Here is a 20,060-nt window from a genome sequence, read left to right on the forward strand (position 1 = left end):
CGTCAGCTCGCGAGCTCTACCGACGGCCGTCCCGCTTGGCGAGGTCCTGGAGCATCTCGTTGTAGGCCTGCAGGTCGGCGTCGCCGTCCTTGTCCGCCTTGCGATCGATCCGCCGGGCCTGCCTGCGGTCGGAGCGCGACCACTGGATGAGCAGCGCGAACAGCACAACGACCAGCGGCACCTCCCCGGAGGTCCAGGCGATCGCGCCGCCGAGCTGCTGGTTGGCCATCAGGTCGTGCATCCACGGCAGGCCCAGGGACCGGTAGAAGTCACCGGCGATGATCGTCTGGGACATCATCAGGATGATCCCGAAGAAGGCGTGGAAGGGCATCGAGGCGAACAGCAGCCCCACCTTGGCCAGTGGCGGCAGCTGGCGCGGCGCCGGGTCGATGCCGATCACCGGCCAGTAGAAGACGTAACCGGCCAGCAGGAAGTGCGCGTTCATCGCCAGGTGCGCCCAGTGCTGGTCGACGGCCAGCTCGAACAGCGGCGTGAAGTACAGCACGTAGAACGAGCCCACGAAAAGCGCGAACGCGACGAACGGGTTGGTCAGCACCCGGGTCACCGGCGAGTGCACGAACGCCAGGACCCACTCGCGCGCCCCGGGCGGGGCGTCCTTGCCCGCGGGCTTGAACACCCGCAGCGCCAGCGAGGTCGGACCGCCCAGCACGAGCAGCACCGGCGCCAGCATGGACAGCACCATGTGCTGGCCCATGTGCGCGGCGAACACGCCCATCGCGTACTTGCCCACGCCGCCGGAGGTGCCGATCAGCACGGACAGGCAGCCGAGCAGCCAGGCGAGCACTCGTCCGACCGGCCAGCGGTCCCCGCGCTGCCGCAACCGGTACCAGCCCCACAAGTACAGGCCCGCCGCGACCAGCGACAGCGTCCCGAAGACCAGGTCGAAGCGGAAGTCGAACAGCAGCCGCAACGTCGTCGGGGGCTCGTTCAGCGGGTAGCCGATGAGCAGCTCGGCGCGGCTGGGAACGGTGGTGTAGCCGCCGGGCGGCGGGGTCCGGCCCAGGGCGACCGCGGTGCCCAGCGTGGCGAACATGATCAGGACCTCGACGGCGCCGAGCCGCAGGAGCGCCGAGGCCTTCGCGCCCGCGTCGATCCTGCGCACGACGTTGCGCCGCTGGAAGTACCCGAACACCCCGAGCGCCAGCAGGCCCAGCAGCTTGAGCCCCACCAGCAGCCCGTAGGTGGAGCCGAGCAGATCGCCGAAGGGCACCCGAACCAGCGCGTTGATCACGCCGGAGGCGGCCATCGCGATCCAGGCCACCAGCGCGATGCGGGAGAACCGGGAGGCCACCAGCGGGAGGTGGGCGCCGCCGCGCGCGGCGTGCGCGATCAGCGCGACGAGCCCGCCGATCCAGATCACCGCGCCGTAGAGGTGCCACAGCAGGCTGTTGGTGGCCAGGTCGTGCGCTCCGCCGCTGGCCGAGTGCCCGGTGGCGATCAGCGGCACCAGCCCGGTCAGGCTCACCGCGAAGGCCGCGACCGTCCAGCCCCAGGACAGCACGACCCGGCACACCAGGGCGGTCAGGAAGGCGATCAGCGCGGTCAGCGCCCAGGCCTGCGCCTCGGCGAGCGCGTCGACCAGGCCGAGCAGGGTTTCGGTGTGCAGCACCTCCGAGACCGGCTGGCCGGTGGCGTCGGCGGCCAGGAACGGCACCATCAGCGCCGACCCGACGCACCACACGGCGGCGGCCCAGCCCGCGGCGCGCACCGCGGCGTAGCCGTCGGCGAGCAGCGCCCCGGAACGGCCCGCCGGGATCCCGAAGGAGGCCAGCAGCAGCGATCCGATGGTGATCACCGCGCCGGCCTCGGCGATGACCCGCACCGCGGGCAGGCCGAACTGGGTGAACGGGCCGGGGTCGGGAAGGCCGAGCAGCGCGTAGTTGGCCCCGGCCGACAGCGCGGTCAGCGCGACGGCCACCAGCGCCGCGAGCAACCCGGCGGTGACGACCAGCACGCCGAGGGTGCCGGACGCGTTGCGTCGTTCCGGTGGGGTTTCGGCGACGGTCTCGGATGCCACGCACCGAGCGTAACGGCGGCTGCGCACGCATCACTGGGCAGGATGTCGCGGACGTGGCACCGGGCACTCCGCGCCCGATACGGTTAGCGGGTGCCCCACGTCCGCTTCCGCGCACTGCTCCCGATGCTCGCGCTGGCGTTGACCGGCTGCGGCCCGGGGATCGCGGGCGAACCGATCCCGGCCGCCGGGTTCCAGGACGAGCCCCGGAGCACCACCCGCGCGCCGGCGGACGAACCGCAGATCCCGCGACCGCGCGACGCCGCGCGCGCGGACCCGTGCGCGCTGCTCCAGCCGGAGGCCCTCGCTGCGCTGGGCGGCCCGGTCGGCCGGCCGCACCGGGGCGACCCGGTGCCCGGCGCCTGCGCCCAGCGCCTCGGCAGCGCCCCGGAGGACACCGCGGCGGCCGGCTTCTACGCCCCCTACGAGGCGGTGGTGGACAGACAGCCGCGCGGGGTGGCGGTCGCCGTGGAAGGCCATTCGAGCTGGTTGTACTGCGAGGAGATCACCGAGCACCAGACCTGCACCGCGGCCACCGCGATCGCGCCGGACCGCACGCTGCTGACCATGCTCTCGCTGCGCGGCGCCTCGGCGGCCGACACCTCGGACCCGCTGTTCCGGCTGACCAGGACGGCCCTGGGCGCGCTGCCCCCGGCGTGATCTCATCGCGATGAGCTGCGCGCCTCCACCCCGCCGACACCCCTGGTGACCAGGCGTTACACATTCGGGCTGTCGGATTGCTTGCCGTTTTGTACCGGCTCGGCAACGGTGCAGCGTCGTTCGCACACCCGATGATGCAGGCGGCTACCCTGCTTGCTGCGCCACATAGGGCTGGTCGCCTGGCCAAACGGCCCCCATAGCTCAGCTGGATAGAGCAAAGGACTTCTAATCCTTAGGTCGCAGGTTCGAGTCCTGCTGGGGGCGCTCATCCCCGGGTCGCAGACCTGGGGACCAGCAGCCACCAAGATCAACTCATGATCTGCCCCCGGCTCCGGGGCTCGTGGCCAACGAGGGCGCTCGCCCACCTGGCGATCTCCCCGGGCGCACCGCGGTGGGCGAAGTGCCCGCACTTCTTCCATCAAGAGCACCGGCCCGGTGGCTGGACCCTCGATGAAAGAAGTGCGCGGGCGCTGTGCGGCGGTCACAGGGCCTCGGCGCGCACGACGTCGAGGTTGTGGAACGTCGGCTCGCCGTCGCAGAGCTCGCGCATCCGCTTCGCGAACGCGTCGGTCTCGGGCAGCCGGGAGTTCTCCATGGCCCGCTCGTAGGTCGGGAACTCGACGAACTCGAAGTACCGCCCGGGCTCGTCGTGCTCCGCGGTCAGCACCGCCTTGGTCGCGGTGCGCTTGCCGCCGGTCTTGGCCTCCCACTCGTCCAGCAGCGCGTTGATCTCGTCGCGGCGCGAGCTCTGGAACTCGATGACCTGGACGAAGTGGTTGCCGTCGTCCGAGGTCGCCTCGTCCTCCAGGAACTGGCGCACGTCCTCGCGCAGCTGCGGGGTGTCCTCGTGGCCGTGCACCGACACCGCGTGCTCGGCGGCGGCCCGGGCGACCTCCTCTTCCTCCCCGATGATGATGAGCGAGCAGTTCATCTCGCTGGGGTACTTGCGGCAGTCCGCAATCTTCCTGCTCATGGCGCTCTCCCTCCGGGCCCTTCCCAGGCCTCGCCCCCAGCATCCGCCGCCGCGACCTATCCCCACCAGGGACTTTGGACACCAGCAACCCGGATGACGCGCAGTTCCACCGGGAAACTGCGCGGGCGTCGCGTCGACGGCTCCGCCCGGACGCCTCCGATCGGGTGGTGGTCGTCGTCGGGGCCGCCGGCGGCCCAACCGAGCGCGAGGGGATCGCGTCCGGTCCGGCAGACTTGGAAGCGGCCCTCCGCCGCTTCGCGGCTCTGCTCGTCCCGGAAGGAAACGCCCCCGTGCAGGACACCGAGAACGCATTCGACTTCGAGTTCCGCGGCCGCCGGGTCGTGCGGGACCGTCCGCTGGTGATGGCGATCGTCAACCGCACGCCGGACTCGTTCTACGACCGGGGCGCGACCTTCGCCGAGGAGCCGGCGCGGGAAGCGGTGCGCAAGGCCGCCGAGGAGGGCGCCGACATCATCGACATCGGGGGCGTCACCGCCAGCCCGGGCGACGAGGTCGACACCGACGAGGAGATCGCGCGGGTGCTGCCCACCGTCGAGTGGACCCGGCAGCACTACCCCGACCTGCTGATCAGCGTGGACACCTGGCGGCACGAGGTCAGCGACGCGGCGTGCCGCGCGGGCGCGGACATCATCAACGACGCCTGGGGCGCCGCCGACGACAAGATCATGGACGTCGCCGCCGAGCACCGGGCCGGCTACATCTGCACCCACGCCAACCGCGACCCCCGCGCCACCCCGGTGCGCTCGGACTACGAGGACGTGGTCGGCACCGTGGTGGACGAGATCGTGCGGCTCGCCGAGCTGGCCGAGTCCAAGGGCGTGCCCCGCCGCGGCGTGATCATCGACGGCACCGGCTACGGCAAGAACACCACCGACCACCTGGAGCTGGTGCGCCGCGTGCCGGAGATGGTGGCCACCGGCTGGCCGGTGCTGATGGCGCTGTCCAACAAGACCTTCGTGCGCGAGTCGCTGGACCTCACCGCCGAGCAGCGCGAGGAGCTGCTGACCGGCACCCTGGCGGCGACGGCCATCGCGGCCCGCTCCGGCGCGGCGATCTTCCGCGCCCACCAGGCGCTGCAGACCCGGCGCACGCTCGAGATGGTGGCGTGCATCAACGGAACCCGGCAGCCCCTGCTCCCGGAGGAGTGGATCTCCTGATGCGACAGATCTGGCCCGAGCCCGGACCGGAGCTCGACCACGCGCAGCTCGAGGACCTCTACACCTACCCCGCCGCCGACCGCAGGTGGCTCGCGGTCAACTTCGTCTCCAGCGCCGACGGCGCGGTGGAGGCCGGTGGCACGGCGCGCGCGCTGTCCAACCCGCCGGACCGCGCGGTGCTCCAGCTGGGCAGCGACCTGGCCGACGTGGTGCTGGTGGGTGCCACCACCGCGATGGTCGAGGGCTTCCGCGGCGTGCACCCGAGCGCCGAGACCCTGGAGATCCGGCGCAGGCGGGGGCTGGCCGACATCGCCGCGACCGCGGTGGTCACCACCGGATCCCTGCCCGGCGATGCGCCCGCGATCGCCGAGGCCGCCACCCCCACCTTCGTGCTGACCTGCGAATCGGCACCGCGCGCCCGGCAGAAGGCGTGGAAGGAGACCGGCGCGGAGGTCATCGTGGCCGGTGAGCAGGAGGTGGACCTCGCCGTGGCCGTCGGCGAGCTCGTCGATCGCGGGATGCGGCGCATCGACTGCGAGGGCGGCCCGCACCTGTTCGGCGCGCTGCTGTCCGCCGGCGTCGTCGACGAGCTGCGGCTGACCGTCTCGCCGCTGCTGGTCAGTGGAGCCGCGTCGCGCATCGCGGCCGGGACCCCGCTGGACCCGGTGGACCTCGAGCTCGCCTCGGTGCTCGCGGAGGACGGCGTGCTGCTGCTGCGCTACCTGGTCGGAGGGGCATGACCGCCGAACCGCTCGCCCTGCGCTCCGCGCGGGAACTCGCCGAGGAGGTGCTGTTCCCGGCGTCGACCGCTGTGGACCGCTCGGACCGGGTCCCGGCCGAGCACCTGGACCTGCTGGCCGGGCGCGGCCTCTACGGCATGGCCGCGCCCGAGGAGTCCGGTCTGGACCTGCCGGACCAGGCCGCTGCGCTGCGGCTGCTGGAGATCCTGGCCGGCGGCTGCCTGACCACCACCTTCGTGTGGATGCAGCACCACGGGGCGGTGCGCGCGCTGGCCGAGTCGCGCAACCGCGCGCTGCAGCAGGACCTGCGCCCGGAGCTGATCAGCGGCAAGCGGCGCGCCGGCGTGGCGATCAGCTCGGCGGTGCGCACCGGCCCCGCTCCGCTGCGCGCCCAGCAGGTCGTCGGCGGCTACCTGTTCTCGGGGACCGCCCCGTTCGTGACCGGGTGGGGCATGATCGACCTGCTGCACACCGCCGCCAGGGACAACGACGACGCGCTGGTGTTCGCGCTGCTCGACGCCGAGGAGAACGAGGGCGTCACCGCGGAGCCGCTGGACCTGCTCGCGGTGCGCGCCAGCGGCACCGTGACCCTGCGGTTCCACCGGCACTTCGTGCCCCGGGACAAGATCGTCCGGGTGGTTCCGCAGGAGGAGTACCTGCGCGGCGACGCCGAGTCCTTGCGGTTCAACGGCGCGCTCTCCCTCGGCCTGGCCGGGCGGGCGATCTCGCTGCTCGGCGAGGACGCGGGAGGCCTGCCCGCGGAGCTCGACGCGGCCCGCGACCGCCTGGTCGACGCGACCGCCGAGGAGGTCCCGGCCGCGCGCGCGATCGGGTCGGAGCTGGCCGTGCGCGCCGCCAACGCGTGCGCGGTGCAGCACGGCAGCGGTGCGCTGCTGCCCGGCGCGCACGCCCAGCGCCTGGTCCGGGAGGCCACCTTCCTGCTGCTGTTCGGCTCCAGGCCGAGCGTCCGCGCAGAGCTGCTGGACCGGTTGACCGACCGCTGATCAGCCGCGCAGCTCGCGCTTGAGCAGCTTGCCGGAGGCGTTGCGGGGCAGCTCGGCGCGGAACTCGACCGAGCGGGGCCGCTTGTAGTTGGCCAGCACGCGCTCGCAGTGGGCCAGCACCTCGCGCTCGGTCAGCTCGGAGCCTACGACGAAGGCCTTGCCGACCTCGCCGAGCCGGTCGTCGGGCACGCCGACCACCGCCACCTCGCGGACGCCCTCCAGCGCGTCGAGCACCTGCTCGACCTCGGCCGGGTAGACGTTGAAGCCGCCGCAGACGTACATGTCCTTGAGCCTGTCGGTGATCGCGAGGTGACCCCGCTCGTCGAGCACCCCGACGTCGCCGGTGCGCAGCCAGCCGTCGACCACCGCGGCGGCGGTGGCCTCCGGGTCGTCGAGGTAGCCCAGCATCACGTTCGGCCCGCGCAGCACGACCTCGCCGGCCTCGCCCGGCGGAAGCGCCTCGCCCCGCTGGTCGACCACCGCGACCTCGAAGCCGGCCGCGGCGCGGCCCGCGGTGCGCGCGACGGTTTCCACCTCGTCACCCGGGCGGCACATGGTGGCCACCACCGCCTCGGTGAGCCCGTAGGCGGTCAGCACGGTCTCGAAGCCGAGATCGGCGCGCATCCGCTCGATCAGCGCGATTGGCACGACCGCCGCGCCGGTGACCGCCAGCCGCAGTCCGGGCGGGGTCCCGTCGCGCTCCGGGGCGTGCAGCAGGGACTGGAAGATCGTGGGCGCGCCGGCCAGGATCGAGACCCGCTCGGCCTCCAGCAGGCGCAACGCGGCAGCCGGCTCGAACAGGGCCTGCGGCAGCATCGTGGCCCCGGTCAGCAGGCACACCAGGATGCCCGCCTTGTAGCCGAAGCTGTGCGAGAACGGGTTGACCAGCAGGTACCGGTCGTCCCGGCGGACCTGACCGCACTCGGCCCAGGCCTCGGCCACGCCGAGGGTCTGCCGGTGCGCCGACATCACGCCCTTGGCGCGGCCGGTGGTGCCGGAGGTGAACAGCACGTCGGCCAGGTCGTCGGCGGTGACCTCGTCGGCGCGTCGCTCGACCTCCTGCGGCGGGACCGCGGCGGCCAGCGCCGGGATCTGCGTCCAGTCGTGCACGCCCGGCCCCGCCTCGCCCGGTTCGCCCAGCGGGACCCGCAGCACCGCGCGCAGCTCCGGCAGCCCGGCGACCACCTCGCCCGGCCCGTCGCCGGCGGCTTCGCGGATGCCCGCGAGGCGGTCGGCGCCGAGGAAGTCGTCGGCGACCACGAGCGCGCGGACGTTCCCGCGGCGCAGCAGGTCGACGGTCTCGGTGCCGGTGAACCGGGTGTTGACCGGGATCAGCGCGGCTCCGGCGTAGGAGGCGCCGAGCGCGGCCAGCACCCAGTGGTGCGTGTTCGGCGAGTTCAGCGCCACCCGGTCGCCCGGGCCGACGCCGAGCGCGACGAACGCCCGCGCCAGCTCGCGGATCTGGGCGGCCAGCTGCCCGAAGCTCAACCTGACGGGACCGTCGACCAGCGCCTCGACCTCGCCGAACCGCTCCTCGGCGGCCCGCACCGCAGCAGGAATCGAGTCCACGACCATCTCGCGACCTCCCCGAACTCGCCCGGATCACCCAGACCCTAACCGAGCAAGCAACCGCTTGGCACCCCTCGATCACCACCACCCCCGAGAACCCCCGGAAACCCGACCCCGATTGGAAGGCTTTTCGGGGGACGGATTGGGAGGCCATTCCGCACGCCGATTGGGAGGTGATTCGGGGTGCTGACGGGGAGGTCTTTTCGGGGGTGGAGCGGGAGGTGGTTTCGGAGGCGCGGGGTGGGCCTTTCGGTCGAACTTGGAGGCGGGGGAACGATTCGGATGGATTTCCACCGTTTCCGGGGGTCGGCCGGCGTGGCACGATCTGGCGCGATCACGACCGAACCAGCAGGGTCCTCGCGCCGAGGAGTGTCGATGAGCAGCGCCGCCATCGGTTCCGGTACCGCCCCGACCGACCCCGGGGAGCTCCGCCGGGTCGTCGTTTCGTCCGTGGTCGGCACCGCCCTGGAGTGGTACGACTTCTTCATCTACGGCTTCGCCGTGACCCTGGTGTTCAACGAGCTGTTCTTCCCCACCGGCGATCCGGCGACCGGCACGATCGCGGCGTTCGCCACCTTCGGAGTCGGCTTCGCCGTCCGCCCGCTCGGCGGGTTCCTGTTCGGACACCTCGGCGACCGGATGGGCAGGCGCACGACGCTGGTGCTGACGACGCTGATCATGGGCGTGTCGACCGGCCTGATCGGGCTGCTGCCGACCTACCAGAGCATCGGCGTGGCCGCCCCGGTCCTGCTCACCCTGCTGCGGGTGTGCCAGGGCCTCGGCGCGGGCGCGGAGTTCGGCGGCGCCTCCACGCTGCTGTGCGAGCACGCGCCGCCGCACCGGCGCGGCTACCTCAGCTCCTACGCGCAGACCGGCGTGCAGATCGGGCTGCTGCTGGGCACGCTGACCTTCCTGCTGGTCGAGCGGCTGGGCACCGAGGCGGTGCAGGCCTGGGCCTGGCGGGTTCCGTTCCTGCTCAGCTTCCTGCTCATCGCGGTCTCGCTGTACGTGCGGCTGCGCGTGGCCGAATCCCCGGTGTTCCAGCGGATGTCCCGGCACCGCGGCGCGGCCGCGCTGCCGGTGTTCGACGCGCTGCGCCGCTACCCGCGCAACTTCCTGATCGGCATCGGCGCGCACGTGTGCGACACGGCGGTGGTCTACATCTACGCCACCTTCACCGTGGCCTACCTGCAGGAGACCCTCGGGATGCCGCGCTGGGTCGGCCTGACCGGGGTGATCACCTCGACGCTGGTGGTGATCGCGCTGCAGCCGGTCTACGGCGCGCTGTCGGACCGGGTGGGGCGCAAACCGCTGAACCTGTTCGGCGTGCTGTTCACGGCGCTGTTCGCCTTCCCGTTCTTCGCCCTGCTGGGCACCGAGCAGCCGGAGCTGATCTGGCTGGCCCTGGTGGTCGCGGCCGGTCTCGGCCTGGCTCCGATGATCGCGGTGCAGCCCGCGTTCTACGCAGAGCTGTTCGGCGCCCGGGTCCGCTACACCGGCTTCGCCGCCTCCCGCGAGATCGGCGCCGCCCTGGGCGGCTTCTCGCCGCTGGTGGCCTCCGCCCTGGTGCTCCAGGCCGGAGGCACCGGCTGGTTGGTGGCCGCGTGGATGATCGCCACCGCGATCGCATCGCTGATCGCCTTCGCCTGCTCGCGGGAGACCAAGGACGCCGACATCACGGCCGCGGAGACCGACGGCGTCAGCTGACCGCGGCCGCGGCCTCGTCCTCCTCGTCGCGGTCGGCGACCAGTTCGTGGACGAAGGCGGGTGTGGGCGGGAAGTGCCAGGCCTCTTCGGCGGGATCGCACAACTCGCTGGCGAGCTCTTCGTAGATCGGAACGCTGTCGGACTTCTCGGGCTGCTGTTCCCCCATGCCGCATCCCCTCATCGTCGGCAGGCGAGCCTTGTCGTCCCTGCGAGGATCGCGCGGCCGCCTCGGCACCGACGGCCCCGCAACGCGAATCCCCTTGTGCGGGAGATCCACACGGACCCAAACACAACGACGGGCACCTCTGCCAAGCCCGGGTCGGCCATTTAACACGACAGGGTGAACTGCCTCTACGTCCCGGTCGCCGCTTCGTAACGGTGCGGGCACGAGCCCTCAAGTCGCGCTCACGCCTGCGACCAGCTGCCGCCCGCCTGGAAGTCGTGCCACTCGCGCCCCCAGGCGCGCATCGCGATCCGCCTGGCCGCGTGCTGGGTGGCCGCGATCAGCGAGAGGAAGCCGAACTCGAGGATGACCAGCAGCAGCAGCGCCGCGAAGACCGCCGAGGCGGCCAGCGAGCCGCCGTCGGCCGGCGGCGGGACCCGGTTGCCCTGCTGGTCGACCCACACTGTGGCGGTGTCCCCGACCTTCGCTCCCGCGGGGACCCGGACGGTCGAGCGGTGCTGTTGCGCACCGTCCCGCCACTCGACCACCGCGGTCGAGCTGACCGCGTCCTGGCTGTAGGCCTCGGAGACCGGCACGCTCAGCGCGGGCTCGGTCGCCAGCACCGCCTCGACCGGCTTGCTCTCCCGCGCGGCCGCCCGGGCCCGGTCGGTGAGGTCGTCGTGCAGCGAGCCCGCGAACAGCGCCGAAGCCGGTACTGCGATCAACGCGCCCATCAGCAGCAGCAGGGTGATGCCTGCCGCGACCCGGTCGATGGGCCGGCGCAGCGGGTTCGGGCTGATGCTCAGCGCGTTGACCAACCACGACGCGTGCGCCTTGAGCGCCGTTCCCATGCAGAACCTCCAGTCACGGTGTGCGGTGCAGTCCCCACGTGGAGTATCTCGCGTCAGGCGGCGATCGTTATGGCTCCGTGACCAGTTCTACACTATTGATGCCGTGGACGTCGGGTAGCCACGCTCCGTGCGGAACCGCCCGAGAGGCCTGGGGCGCGCGTCTTTTCGCAGCGCAGCGGGATCACCGGGCTCTGCGGCGCCACCACCGGCCGCGCCCCGGCGCGCCGGAGCCCCGGTCGGCCCCGGCGTTGTGCAGCCATTCGTGCCACGCGGCCGCGTCATCGGCGCCCACACCGCGTAGCAGCCTGCTGATCCGCCGGTGAGCGGCGCGGTCGTGCTCGCGCGCCCAGCCCTCCAGCTCGCGGTCGAAGGCCGTGCGCACCTCGGCGGCGGCCGCGTCCTGCCAGCCGGTCAGGAACGCGAGCGCGACGGCCCGGTCGCGCTGGCCGGAGGTGGCCCGCTCGTCGCGCCACAGGGCGGGCAGCTCGCGCGCGAGGGCGCGCTGCAGCCCCTCGCCCGCTTCGGTGACCACTCCCAGGGCCTCCCCCAGCGCGAGCTCGCGCAGCACGCCGAGGATCTCCGGGCCGCGCGCCTCGATCACCCGCGCGCTGATCCCGCGCAGCGAACCGGCCTGCGCACCGCGCTTGGGGTAACCGGTCAGCCAGGAGCGCACCCGCCCGTCGTCGGTCCACAACTCGCGCAGGCCGCCGCGGTCGCCGATGTGGTGGCCCAGCATCCGCAGCAGGTCGAGGTGAGGCGCGGTGACCTCGGCGCGGTCCAGAGCGGCGAACACCCGCTGCGCGACCGGTTCGGGCACCGCGGTGGCCGGCATCGCCGCGACCAACCGGTGCAGCTCGTCGACCTCGGGTTCGGCGGCGCCGAACAGCGCGGCGAACACCGCCTCCGGCAGGCCGCGGCCGGGGTCGCGCAGCTGCTCGGCGAAGGTCGTCACGACCTGCTCGCGGGCCGGTCCGCCCGCCGCGACCGCGGCGCCGATCACCTCGGCGTCCAGCGGCTCGCCCGGTTCGGTGGCGGCGTCCAGCAGCAGCGGCCACCAGTCGGCGGCCACGTCGCGGCGGACGTTGTCGGCCTCGGGGCCGGCTAATCGGTGCGCCAGCAGGTCCCGCAACCGCCCGACCAGCTCCTCGCGGCAGGGCCACTCCCCGGGGACGACCTCGACGCGCGGGTGATCGGCCCACCAGCGCACGAACCGGTCGGCGTCCTCGGCGAAACCACCCGCCCGCAGCGGAACCCCGAACCGGGTCGCGGTGCGCAGCAGCAGGTCGAAGCGCTCCGCCGGAGCCGCCGCGGCCGCGTTCCGGATCAGGATGCGGGCCTGCTCGGCCTCCTCCTCGGTCCAGGGCAGCGGTTCGAGCGGCTGCGGTTCGGCCACCGGGTCGCCGTGCAGGATCTCGTCGAGCTCGTCGCGCAGCAGCGCGATCCGCACCCGGCCGGTGTGCTCGCCCACGTTCTCGGCGAGGTCGACCAGCACCGCGCGCGGCGGCTCGGCGGCCAGCACCGCCGAGAGCACCGCCCCGCGCACATCGGTGCCCGACGGCGCGGGGGCGTCGCGCAACCAAGCTGCCAGCGGGCGGCAGTCGGCGGGGCTGGCGTGCTCGCCGAGCACGATCAGCCCGGCGGCCAGCCGATCGGCCTGCCCCGCGCTGGCCTCGGAGCGGGCGCGGGCGAACTGGTGGGCCAGCTCCACCGCGTCGACGACGTCGACCGGATCGGCCACCAGGAAGCGCGGCACCCAGTGCTTGGCCGAGCCGGTCGGTTCCACCTCCGGCGGGGCCGCGGCGAGGTCGAACCGCACCGCGCCCGGGTGCTCGCCGGGCTCCGCCGCGGCCAGCACCTGCGCGCCGGTGTCGCCCGCGAAGGCGCTGAACGAGGCGCGCAGGGCGCGCTCCTGCGGCAGCAGCAGGGTGGCCGCGGCGATCCAGCGCACCGCGAACTCCACGTCCGGGGCCACCAGCACGACGCGGGGGCCGCCGTCGAGCGCCCGGTCGATCGCCGAGTGCAGCGCGGTCAGCAGGGCCGCCCCGTCGCGTTCCAGGACCCAGCCGCGCAGCTCCTCCGCGGTCAGCGGGCCCGGTTCCGGCTCGGCTTGCACCTCGGGCGCGTCGGGTTCGTCGGCCCACCACGGCGCGCCCCACAGCTGAGCCGGGCGGATCGGGCCGTAGAGCTGCGCGTCGGCGGTGGTCAGCGAGTGCGTGCGGCCCTCCGCGGTGGTGCGCGCGGTGCGGTAGCCCTCCTGGTCGTGATCGTGCGACAGCGCCGGGGACCCGGACACCGGTGGTGCGCCGTCGCCGTAGCGCGATCGGAACTCCCGCCCGCTCATCGCCCGCTCCCTTGGTTCCTCCGCGTGGTCGCGACCGAGATTATCCGCGCGTCCGTTGATCTCGTGCGTCAACGGGTTCCAGGAGCGACCAAAAGGAGCAGCATGATCGTCGACGCACTGGAGCGGGCCCGGCGGGTCTGGGCGTAGCTCCGCTCCGAGCTCGACGAACCGCGGTGGCGCGAGCGAGCGCCTCTCGTTGAAAGGAGTCCCCCGACGCTCAGCGCTCGGGGGACTCCTTCAACGAAGGGCTGTCAGCCGAGCACCGGGAGGCCCACCGCGGCGTCGATGGCGATGGCCACGAAGACCAGGGCCAGGTACGAGTTCGACAGGTGGAACAGGTGCATCGGGTTCATCGCCCCGCCCTTGCGAGCGGCGGCGTAGAGCCGCTGCGCGACGATCAGGAACGCCGCACCGCCCAGCACCGCGAGCGCCACGTAGATCCAGCTGGTCACCGGCACCAGCAGCAGCGTGCTGCCGACCGTGGCCCAGCTGTAGACCAGGATGCGCGCCGAGACCTGGCGCGTCGTGGCCACCACCGGCAGCATCGGCACGCCCGCGCGGGCGTAGTCGTCCTTGTACTTCATCGCCAGCGACCAGAAGTGCGGCGGCGTCCACAGGAACACCACGGCGAACATCACCAGCGCCGGCCACTCGACCGAGCCGGTCACGGCGGCCCAGCCGACGACCACCGGCATGCAGCCGGCCGCCCCGCCCCAGACGATGTTCTGCGAGGTCCGGCGCTTGAGCACCAGGGTGTAGACGAAGACGTAGAACAGGATCGCGCTGGTCGACAGCGCGGCCGCGAGCAGGTTGGCGCCCAGCCACAGCACCAGGAACGACACCACGCCCAGCACCACGCCGAAGATCAGCGCGTTGCGGCGGGGCACCTCGTGGTGGACCAGCGGGCGCTTCTTGGTGCGGTCCATCACCGCGTCGATGTCGGAATCGGCCACGCAGTTGAGCGCGTTGGCGCTGCCCGCCGACATCGCGCCGCCGACCAGGGTGACCAGCACCAGCCAGGGGGACGGGATGCCGCGGTCGGCCAGGAACATCGCGGGGATGGTCGTGACCAGCAGCAGCTCGATGACGCGCGGTTTGGTCAGCGCGAAGTAGGCCGCGGCGATGCTGCGCCGGCTGACCTGGCGCGGCTCGTCGGCCGACGTCGTCGCGGGCTCGGAGATGGACCTCATGAGGCGCGGGTTTCCTCCGGGGTGTTCGACGGCACGATCGGCTTGCCGGCCATCCGGAGCTCGTGCCAGCGCACGACCTTGCGCTCGGCGAAGAACGCGCCGAACGGGATGGTCCCCGCCAGCAGCACCAGGAGCATGCGCCCCAGGGGCGCGCGCAGCTGGGTCGTGGCGATCACCGCGACCAGCAGGTAGACCATGTACAACCAGCCGTGCGCGACGCCGATGCGGAAGCTCCAGGTGGTGCCGAACTCCTGGGCGGTCGAGCCGGTCGGCCACAGGCCGACGAGATGCCCGTACTTGAGCACCACCGCGGCGCACAACAGGATCAGCAGCACGGCCGTGACGTACGCCATGATCCGGTAGAAGATCAGCACACCAGGCTTCACGCCAATCCCTCAATCCCGCCTCATGCCTAGCATTACCGGTGTCAATAGACGGTACGCCACGCGCGCGAGGGGGCTGCTCTCGACCTCGGCCAAGAGTGGCGATGCACACTCCGCATGTCCCGCACCCGCGGGCTGACCAGAGGTTTCCCGCGCGGCCCAGCGGCCGGCGATCAGCGCATCCCGTGGGCCTCGGCGATCAGCTCGAAGCTGCGCAGCTTGGTCTCGGCGTCCGGGACGTTGGCGGTGAGCATCAGCTCGTCCGCGCCGGTCCGGCCGCGCAGCTCGTCGAGCTCGGCGCGCACCCGCTCCGGGGGGCCGAAGATCGCGTCGGACAGCCAGTCGTCCAGGAACGCCCGGTCGAGGTCGGTGCAGGGGTAGTCGCGGGCCTGCTGCCTGGTCGGCTGCTCGGCGGGCAGGCCCTGGCGCAGCTTGAGCATGCTCAGCGCGATCGGGCGCACCACGTCGAGGGCTTCCTCCTCGGTGTCGGCGGCGACCGCCTGCACGCCGATCAGGCAGTAGGGCTCGTCGAGGACCGCGGAGGGCTGGAAGGAGCTGCGGTAGAGCTCCAGGGCGGGCTCGGTGTTCCGCGCGGCGAAGTGGTGCGCGAAGGCGAACGGCAGGCCGAGCCGGCCGGCGACCTCGGCGCTGAAGCCGCTGGAGCCCAGCAACCACACCGGCGGCACCGGGCCGCGCGGGACGGCCTGCACGTCCGCGCAGGGGTGGTCGATCGGGAAGTCGTCGCCGAGGAAGCCCAGCAGCTCGCCGAGCTGCTGCGGGAAGTCGTCGGCCGACAGCGGCCCCTCGGTGCGGCGCAGCGCCCGGGCGGTGGCCTGATCGGTCCCCGGCGCCCGCCCGAGGCCGAGGTCGATGCGTCCGGGGTGCAGCGCCTGCAGCGTGCCGAACTGCTCGGCGACCACCAGCGGCGCGTGGTTGGGCAGCATCACGCCGCCCGAGCCGAGCCGCAGGGTCCTGGTGTGCGCGGCCAGGTGGGCGAGCACCACGGCGGGCGACGAGCTGGCGATGCCGGGCATCCCGTGGTGCTCGGCCAGCCACATCCGGTGGTAGCCCCAGCGCTCGGCGCTGCGCGCCAGCTCGGTGGTCCCTCGCAGCGCCTCGGGCGCGGAGGTCTCCACGCCGACGGTGGACAGGTCCAGCACCGACAGCGGCACCGCCGCGTCGCCGCGCGCCGTCCCGCGGACGACGTCGTTCTCGTTCGCACTCATCACCGCGGGACAACCCCGGCCGGTCCCGCGGTGTTCCCGGCGCGCGGCCGCGCGCCCCCTTCCATCGAAAGTCCCAGGGCGGTCCGCGGACTTCTGATGAAAAAGGGGACGTCGGGCGCGTCAGGTGGTGAAGGCGTAGTCGCGGGAGCGGGCGGTGCGGCCGGCCAGCAGCGAGTCGCGGATCTCGCCCGCGCGCACCGCGCCGTTGGACAGCAGCGACGAGGTGATGCCGTGGGTGTGCTCGGTGCCGCCCTGCAGGTAGATCGCGCCGGGCAGCTCCTCGGTGGTGCGGACGCGGTAGTCGCGCTCGACCTGGAGGTTGCCCTCGACGTCCCGCGCGCAGCACTTGGCGGTGTCGCCGAGCAGCCGCCGGGGATCGCGGGGGCGGCAACCGGTGGCGTAGACCAGCAGGTCGGTGTCGAGCACCGCGCGCTCGCCGGTGGGCTGGAACTCGGTGGTCACCGTTGCCCCGCCGGAGCGCACCTCGACGTCGGCGAGCCGCGTGGCGTGCATGATCCGCAGACGCTGCTCGCCCGCCACCTTCTCCCGGTAGCTGCGGGCGTAGAGCTCCTCGATGAGGTCGAGGTCGACCACCGAGTAGTTGGTGTTGCGGTGGTAGTCCATCAGCTGGGCGCGGAACTCCGGCGGGGCCGCGAAGAAGTCGTCGACCGCCTGCGGGTCGAAGATCCGATTGGCGAACGGGCTGTCGTCGGCCGGGCTGTACCCGTACCGGCCGAACACCGCGCACACCTCGGCGCCGGTGAAGGTCCGGTGCAGGTAGTCCACGACCTCGGCGGCGCTCTGCCCGGCGCCGACCACCACGCAGCGGCGCGGCTCCTCGGGCAGCTCGGGAACCCGGTGCAGCAGGTCGAGGTTGTGCCAGACCCGGTCGCCGAGCTCGGCGCCCCCGGGCACGTGCGCCTCCAGCCCGGTGGCCAGCACGACGTTGCGCGCCCGGTGCACCGCGAGCCTGCCGCCGTGGCGCACCACGACCTGGAAGTGCTCGTCCGCCGGGTGCAGCTCGACGACCTCGGAGCCGTAGTGCACCCGGTCGGCGACCCGGGAGGCCGCCCACTCCAGGTAGTCGTGGAACTCCACGCGGGTGGGGAACAGCGTCTTGTGGTTGATGAAGTCGGTCAGCCTGCCCTTGTCGTGCAGGTAGGACAGGAAGGAGAAGTCGCTGGCCGGGTTGCGCATCGTGACCAGGTCCTTGAGGTACGAGACCTGCATCGTGGTGCCCTCGATGAGCATCCCGCGGTGCCAGCCGAAGGTTTCCTGGCGTTCGAAGAACACCGCGTCGAGCTCCTCGGCCGCGCTCGCGGTGCGGTTGTGCTCCTCGACCGCGATCGCCAGCGCCAGGTTGGACGGCCCGAAACCGATCCCCAGCACGTCGTGGACGTTCTCCTCGTTCAGCGCCGCAGACACGTCGTCCTCTCGGTTCGCCGGTGCCCGACGCGCGGGCGGTTTGCCTCCCGGCGAAACCCCTGGGTTAGGCCGGTGTTCGCCTGCGTCGGTCAGTCCCGATCGTGGTTGTGCTTGTCGTGGTACTCCGTTTCGGCCATGCCCTGCTTCCAGTAGCCGATGGCCAGCACGGACCTGGCGTCCATGCCCCGCTCGTCGCGCAGGTGCCGCCGGATGCCGCGCACCACGCCGGACTCGCCCGCGACCCACGCGGACACGTCGAGGTCGGCGGGCACGTCGAGCCCCTGGACGGCGTCGTGCAGCTGCCGCGAGCGCCCGGGCGCGGCGCCGTTGCGGTGCAGCCAGGTCCAGCTCAGGTCCGGCGGGCAGGGCACGCGCTGGTGATCGGCCGCGGAGTCGACCTCGACCAGCACCTGCCCGCGCGCGGTCGGCGGCAGGCCCTCGACGATGCTGGAGATCGCGGGCAGCGCGGTCTCGTCGCCGACCAGCAGGTACCAGTCGGCTTCCCGGCAGGTCTTGCCGCCGGGGCCCATCACGCCGAGCCGGTCGCCGGGCCGGGCGCGGCGCGCCCAGCTGGAGGCCACGCCGTGCTCGCCGTGCATCACGAAGTCGACGTCGAGCTCGCCGCGGGCCTCGTCGTAGCGGCGCACGGTGTAGGTGCGCATGGTCGGCCGGACCTCCGGCTCGGGCCAGCGGTAGCGGCCGGTCTCCTCGTCGAGGGTCGGCAGCACCGGGCGCTGCTGGCCCGGCCGCGGGACGAAGACCTTGATGTTCGGCCCGGTGTGCTGGTCGAGGAAGCCTTGGAGCTCCTCGCCGCCGAGGGTCACCCGCCGCATCGACGGGCCCAGCTCGGCGGTCCGCACGACCTCGAGGTCCCGCGCCGGTGGCCGGTTGCGCCGGAGTCGATCCGTGGTTCCCATCGACCGCCCGCTCCTTTCCGTCCCGCCAACGATCTTCACTAGTTTAGGCTAGCCTAACCATATAGCGGAAGATTGTCTTCCCCGGGGTGGCTCAGATCTCCTAGCGCGTCGCGGGAACCGGTTCCCCTTGCGGTGCGGCGGGTTCCGGCATCCGGAGCACCAGAAGACCGCCGAGCAGCGCGAAACCGGCCGACAGCAGCATCGCGGCGTGGTACGAGCCCAGCCCAGGACCCGCCATGGCCAGCACCGACGCGGTCACGGCCACCCCCAGCGCGGAGCCGACGTGGCGCTGCACGTTGAACAGCGTGGAAGCCCCGCCGGTGGCCGCCTCGTCGATCGTGGAGAACGCCACGACCTGCAGCTCGGCCGATGCTGCGCCGACGAAGAAGCCGGAGGCCAGCTGCACCAGCGCGGCCAGCCAGAAATCACCCGGTCCGACGATGTTCATCGCCGCGAACGAGGCCGCCGCGCCCAGCATCGCGCCCCCGATCAGCAGCCGCGGCCCGTACCGGCGGTGGACCCAGGCGACCAGCTGCGAGGCCACCATCAGCCCGATGGCCTTGGGCAGGGTCACCAGCCCCGTCTCCCAGGCCGACGCGCCCAGCTCGACCTGGAACATCAGGGTGAACCCGTAGAGCGTGCCGAGGAATCCGGCCACGCAGCTGAACAGGATCAGGCTGGCGCGGCGGAACGAGTCGTCGGCGAACAGCCGCAGGTCCAGCATCGGCTGCGCGGTGCGCAGCTGGGCCCGCACCAGGGCGGCCAGCAGGATCAGCCCGGCGATCCCGGCCGACCAGGGCAGCGGGGCGCGCGGACCGGAGTGGGCCAGCCCCTCCAGGCCGAACATCAGCAGCCCGAGACCCGGTGCGGCCAGCGCGAAGCCGCGCAGGTCGAAGCGCTTGCGCGGCGACTCCACGTGCTCGGGCAGCAGCAGCGCGCCGAAGAGCAGCGCGGCCAGGCCGACGGGCAGGTTGACGAAGAAGCCCCAGCGCCAGCTCAGGTGCTCGACGAAGAACCCGCCGAGCACCGGCCCGAGCGCGGGGGCCACCGCGGTGGGCAGCAGCAGCACCCGGGAGAGCCGGATGCGCTCCTCGGGCGGGTAGGCCCGGAACAGCAGGGTCAGCACGACCGGGCTCATCACTCCCCCGCCCGCTCCCTGCAGCACCCGCGCCAGGGTGAGCTGGGTGATGTCACCCGCCATCCCGCACAGCGCGGAGGCCAGCACGAAGACCCCGAAGGCCGTCAGGAAGACCCGCTTGGTGCCGTAGCGGTCGCCCAGCCAGCCCGAGATCGGGATGCACACCGCCAGGCTGACCAGGTACCCGACGTTGACCAGCGAGGTCGCGCTGGGCGGCACCGAGAACTCCGCTCCCAGGGCGGGCAGCGCGACGTTGACGATCGTGGCGTCCATGCCGTTCATGAACATCGCCGCCACGTAGCAGACGCACACCGCGACCTGCGGGTTGAACCGCCGCACCGCAGCGGCCATCAACGCGCCGGCCGCATGTCGGTCCAGTTCACCTCGATGTGGTCCACGCAGGACTGCCGGTCGGCGGGCCCGTGCGCGACGGTCCAGCCCGCGGGGACCTCGATCGCCGCGGGCCACAGCGAGTACTGGTCCAGCTCGTTGATCAGCGCGAAGTACTGCGCGCCGTCGTCCTCGAAGGGGTTGCTCATCGATGCTCCTTGCTCGCACCC

At 72.7% G+C, this 20,060-nt stretch carries 18 protein-coding genes and 1 tRNA gene; 6 read left to right on the forward strand and 13 right to left on the reverse strand.

The annotated features are described in order from the left end of the window. Window positions 1-16: 16 nt before the first annotated feature. Entirely contained in the window at window positions 17-2,038 is a 2,022-nt protein-coding gene (locus ACFQRI_RS12695) for a bifunctional copper resistance protein CopD/cytochrome c oxidase assembly protein (protein ID WP_380667973.1), read from the reverse strand. 90 nt (window positions 2,039-2,128) lie between these two features. Here ACFQRI_RS12695 and ACFQRI_RS12700 point away from each other — a divergent pair, with 90 nt between their 5' ends. Continuing rightward, window positions 2,129-2,695, forward strand: coding sequence for a DUF3558 family protein (locus tag ACFQRI_RS12700; protein WP_380667975.1), 567 nt, complete (start codon window positions 2,129-2,131; stop codon window positions 2,693-2,695). Window positions 2,696-2,885: 190 nt separating this feature from the next. Beyond that, window positions 2,886-2,959 (forward strand) — tRNA-Arg (locus tag ACFQRI_RS12705). 217 nt (window positions 2,960-3,176) lie between these two features. On the opposite strand, the gene ACFQRI_RS12710 is transcribed toward ACFQRI_RS12705, so the two are convergent. Next, window positions 3,177-3,668, reverse strand: a complete 492-nt coding sequence (locus tag ACFQRI_RS12710; RefSeq protein ID WP_380667977.1) for a DUF1059 domain-containing protein — start codon at window positions 3,666-3,668, stop codon at window positions 3,177-3,179. 362 nt (window positions 3,669-4,030) lie between these two features. On the opposite strand from ACFQRI_RS12710, the gene folP reads away from it, so the two are divergent. From folP to ACFQRI_RS12725, 3 genes are read left to right on the forward strand one after another with little or no spacing between them, the layout of a single operon-like run. Next, window positions 4,031-4,846 carry a dihydropteroate synthase gene (folP, locus tag ACFQRI_RS12715; protein ID WP_380668069.1) on the forward strand — a complete coding sequence of 272 codons (816 nt, stop codon included), beginning with the start codon at window positions 4,031-4,033 and terminating at the stop codon, window positions 4,844-4,846. Then, entirely contained in the window at window positions 4,846-5,586 is a 741-nt protein-coding gene (locus ACFQRI_RS12720; RefSeq protein WP_380667979.1) for a dihydrofolate reductase family protein, read from the forward strand. The genes folP and ACFQRI_RS12720 overlap by 1 nt, the downstream gene beginning before the upstream one ends. Continuing rightward, window positions 5,583-6,590 carry an acyl-CoA dehydrogenase family protein gene (locus tag ACFQRI_RS12725; RefSeq protein WP_380667982.1) on the forward strand — a complete coding sequence of 336 codons (1,008 nt, stop codon included), beginning with the start codon at window positions 5,583-5,585 and terminating at the stop codon, window positions 6,588-6,590. The genes ACFQRI_RS12720 and ACFQRI_RS12725 overlap by 4 nt, the downstream gene beginning before the upstream one ends. Here the strand turns inward: ACFQRI_RS12725 and ACFQRI_RS12730 are convergent, their stop codons facing one another. Next, window positions 6,591-8,165: a FadD3 family acyl-CoA ligase gene (locus tag ACFQRI_RS12730; RefSeq protein WP_380667984.1), complete on the reverse strand. Its 1,575-nt coding sequence runs from the start codon at window positions 8,163-8,165 to the stop codon at window positions 6,591-6,593. 369 nt (window positions 8,166-8,534) lie between these two features. Here ACFQRI_RS12730 and ACFQRI_RS12735 point away from each other — a divergent pair, with 369 nt between their 5' ends. Beyond that, window positions 8,535-9,866, forward strand: a complete 1,332-nt coding sequence (locus ACFQRI_RS12735) for an MFS transporter (RefSeq protein WP_380667986.1) — start codon at window positions 8,535-8,537, stop codon at window positions 9,864-9,866. Here ACFQRI_RS12735 and ACFQRI_RS12740 read toward each other — a convergent pair. From ACFQRI_RS12740 to ACFQRI_RS12785, 10 genes are all read right to left on the reverse strand, one after another. Further along, entirely contained in the window at window positions 9,859-10,032 is a 174-nt protein-coding gene (locus ACFQRI_RS12740; protein WP_380667988.1) for a hypothetical protein, read from the reverse strand. The two genes, ACFQRI_RS12735 and ACFQRI_RS12740, sit on opposite strands and share 8 nt — an antisense overlap. A 239-nt stretch (window positions 10,033-10,271) precedes the next feature. Beyond that, window positions 10,272-10,880 (reverse strand): Rv1733c family protein, encoded by a 609-nt coding sequence (locus tag ACFQRI_RS12745; RefSeq protein WP_380667990.1) that lies wholly within the window; start codon window positions 10,878-10,880, stop codon window positions 10,272-10,274. A gap of 181 nt (window positions 10,881-11,061) precedes the next feature. After that, window positions 11,062-13,221 (reverse strand): GTPase-associated protein 1-related protein, encoded by a 2,160-nt coding sequence (locus tag ACFQRI_RS12750; protein WP_380667992.1) that lies wholly within the window; start codon window positions 13,219-13,221, stop codon window positions 11,062-11,064. A 251-nt stretch (window positions 13,222-13,472) separates the two neighbouring features. After that, window positions 13,473-14,411, reverse strand: a complete 939-nt coding sequence (locus tag ACFQRI_RS12755; RefSeq protein WP_380667994.1) for a heme o synthase — start codon at window positions 14,409-14,411, stop codon at window positions 13,473-13,475. After that, the gene (locus ACFQRI_RS12760) at window positions 14,408-14,797 is read right to left on the reverse strand and encodes a DUF3817 domain-containing protein (RefSeq protein WP_380667996.1); all 390 of its coding nucleotides are present in this window, start codon (window positions 14,795-14,797) and stop codon (window positions 14,408-14,410) included. Before ACFQRI_RS12760 ends, ACFQRI_RS12755 begins: the two co-directional genes overlap by 4 nt. A 170-nt stretch (window positions 14,798-14,967) precedes the next feature. Next, complete coding sequence (locus ACFQRI_RS12765) at window positions 14,968-16,020, reverse strand: LLM class flavin-dependent oxidoreductase (protein WP_380667998.1); 1,053 nt, start codon at window positions 16,018-16,020, stop codon at window positions 14,968-14,970. 120 nt (window positions 16,021-16,140) lie between these two features. After that, window positions 16,141-17,445, reverse strand: a complete 1,305-nt coding sequence (locus ACFQRI_RS12770; protein WP_380668000.1) for a lysine N(6)-hydroxylase/L-ornithine N(5)-oxygenase family protein — start codon at window positions 17,443-17,445, stop codon at window positions 16,141-16,143. A gap of 89 nt (window positions 17,446-17,534) precedes the next feature. Beyond that, window positions 17,535-18,362: a siderophore-interacting protein gene (locus tag ACFQRI_RS12775; RefSeq protein ID WP_380668002.1), complete on the reverse strand. Its 828-nt coding sequence runs from the start codon at window positions 18,360-18,362 to the stop codon at window positions 17,535-17,537. A gap of 100 nt (window positions 18,363-18,462) precedes the next feature. Beyond that, the gene (locus ACFQRI_RS12780) at window positions 18,463-19,851 is read right to left on the reverse strand and encodes a DHA2 family efflux MFS transporter permease subunit (protein WP_380668004.1); all 1,389 of its coding nucleotides are present in this window, start codon (window positions 19,849-19,851) and stop codon (window positions 18,463-18,465) included. Beyond that, window positions 19,851-20,039 carry an MbtH family protein gene (locus ACFQRI_RS12785; RefSeq protein WP_380668006.1) on the reverse strand — a complete coding sequence of 63 codons (189 nt, stop codon included), beginning with the start codon at window positions 20,037-20,039 and terminating at the stop codon, window positions 19,851-19,853. The genes ACFQRI_RS12780 and ACFQRI_RS12785 overlap by 1 nt, the downstream gene beginning before the upstream one ends. Window positions 20,040-20,060 lie beyond the last annotated feature (21 nt).

The organism is Saccharopolyspora griseoalba, from assembly GCF_042665275.1.
GTDB lineage: Bacteria > Actinomycetota > Actinomycetes > Mycobacteriales > Pseudonocardiaceae > Saccharopolyspora > Saccharopolyspora griseoalba.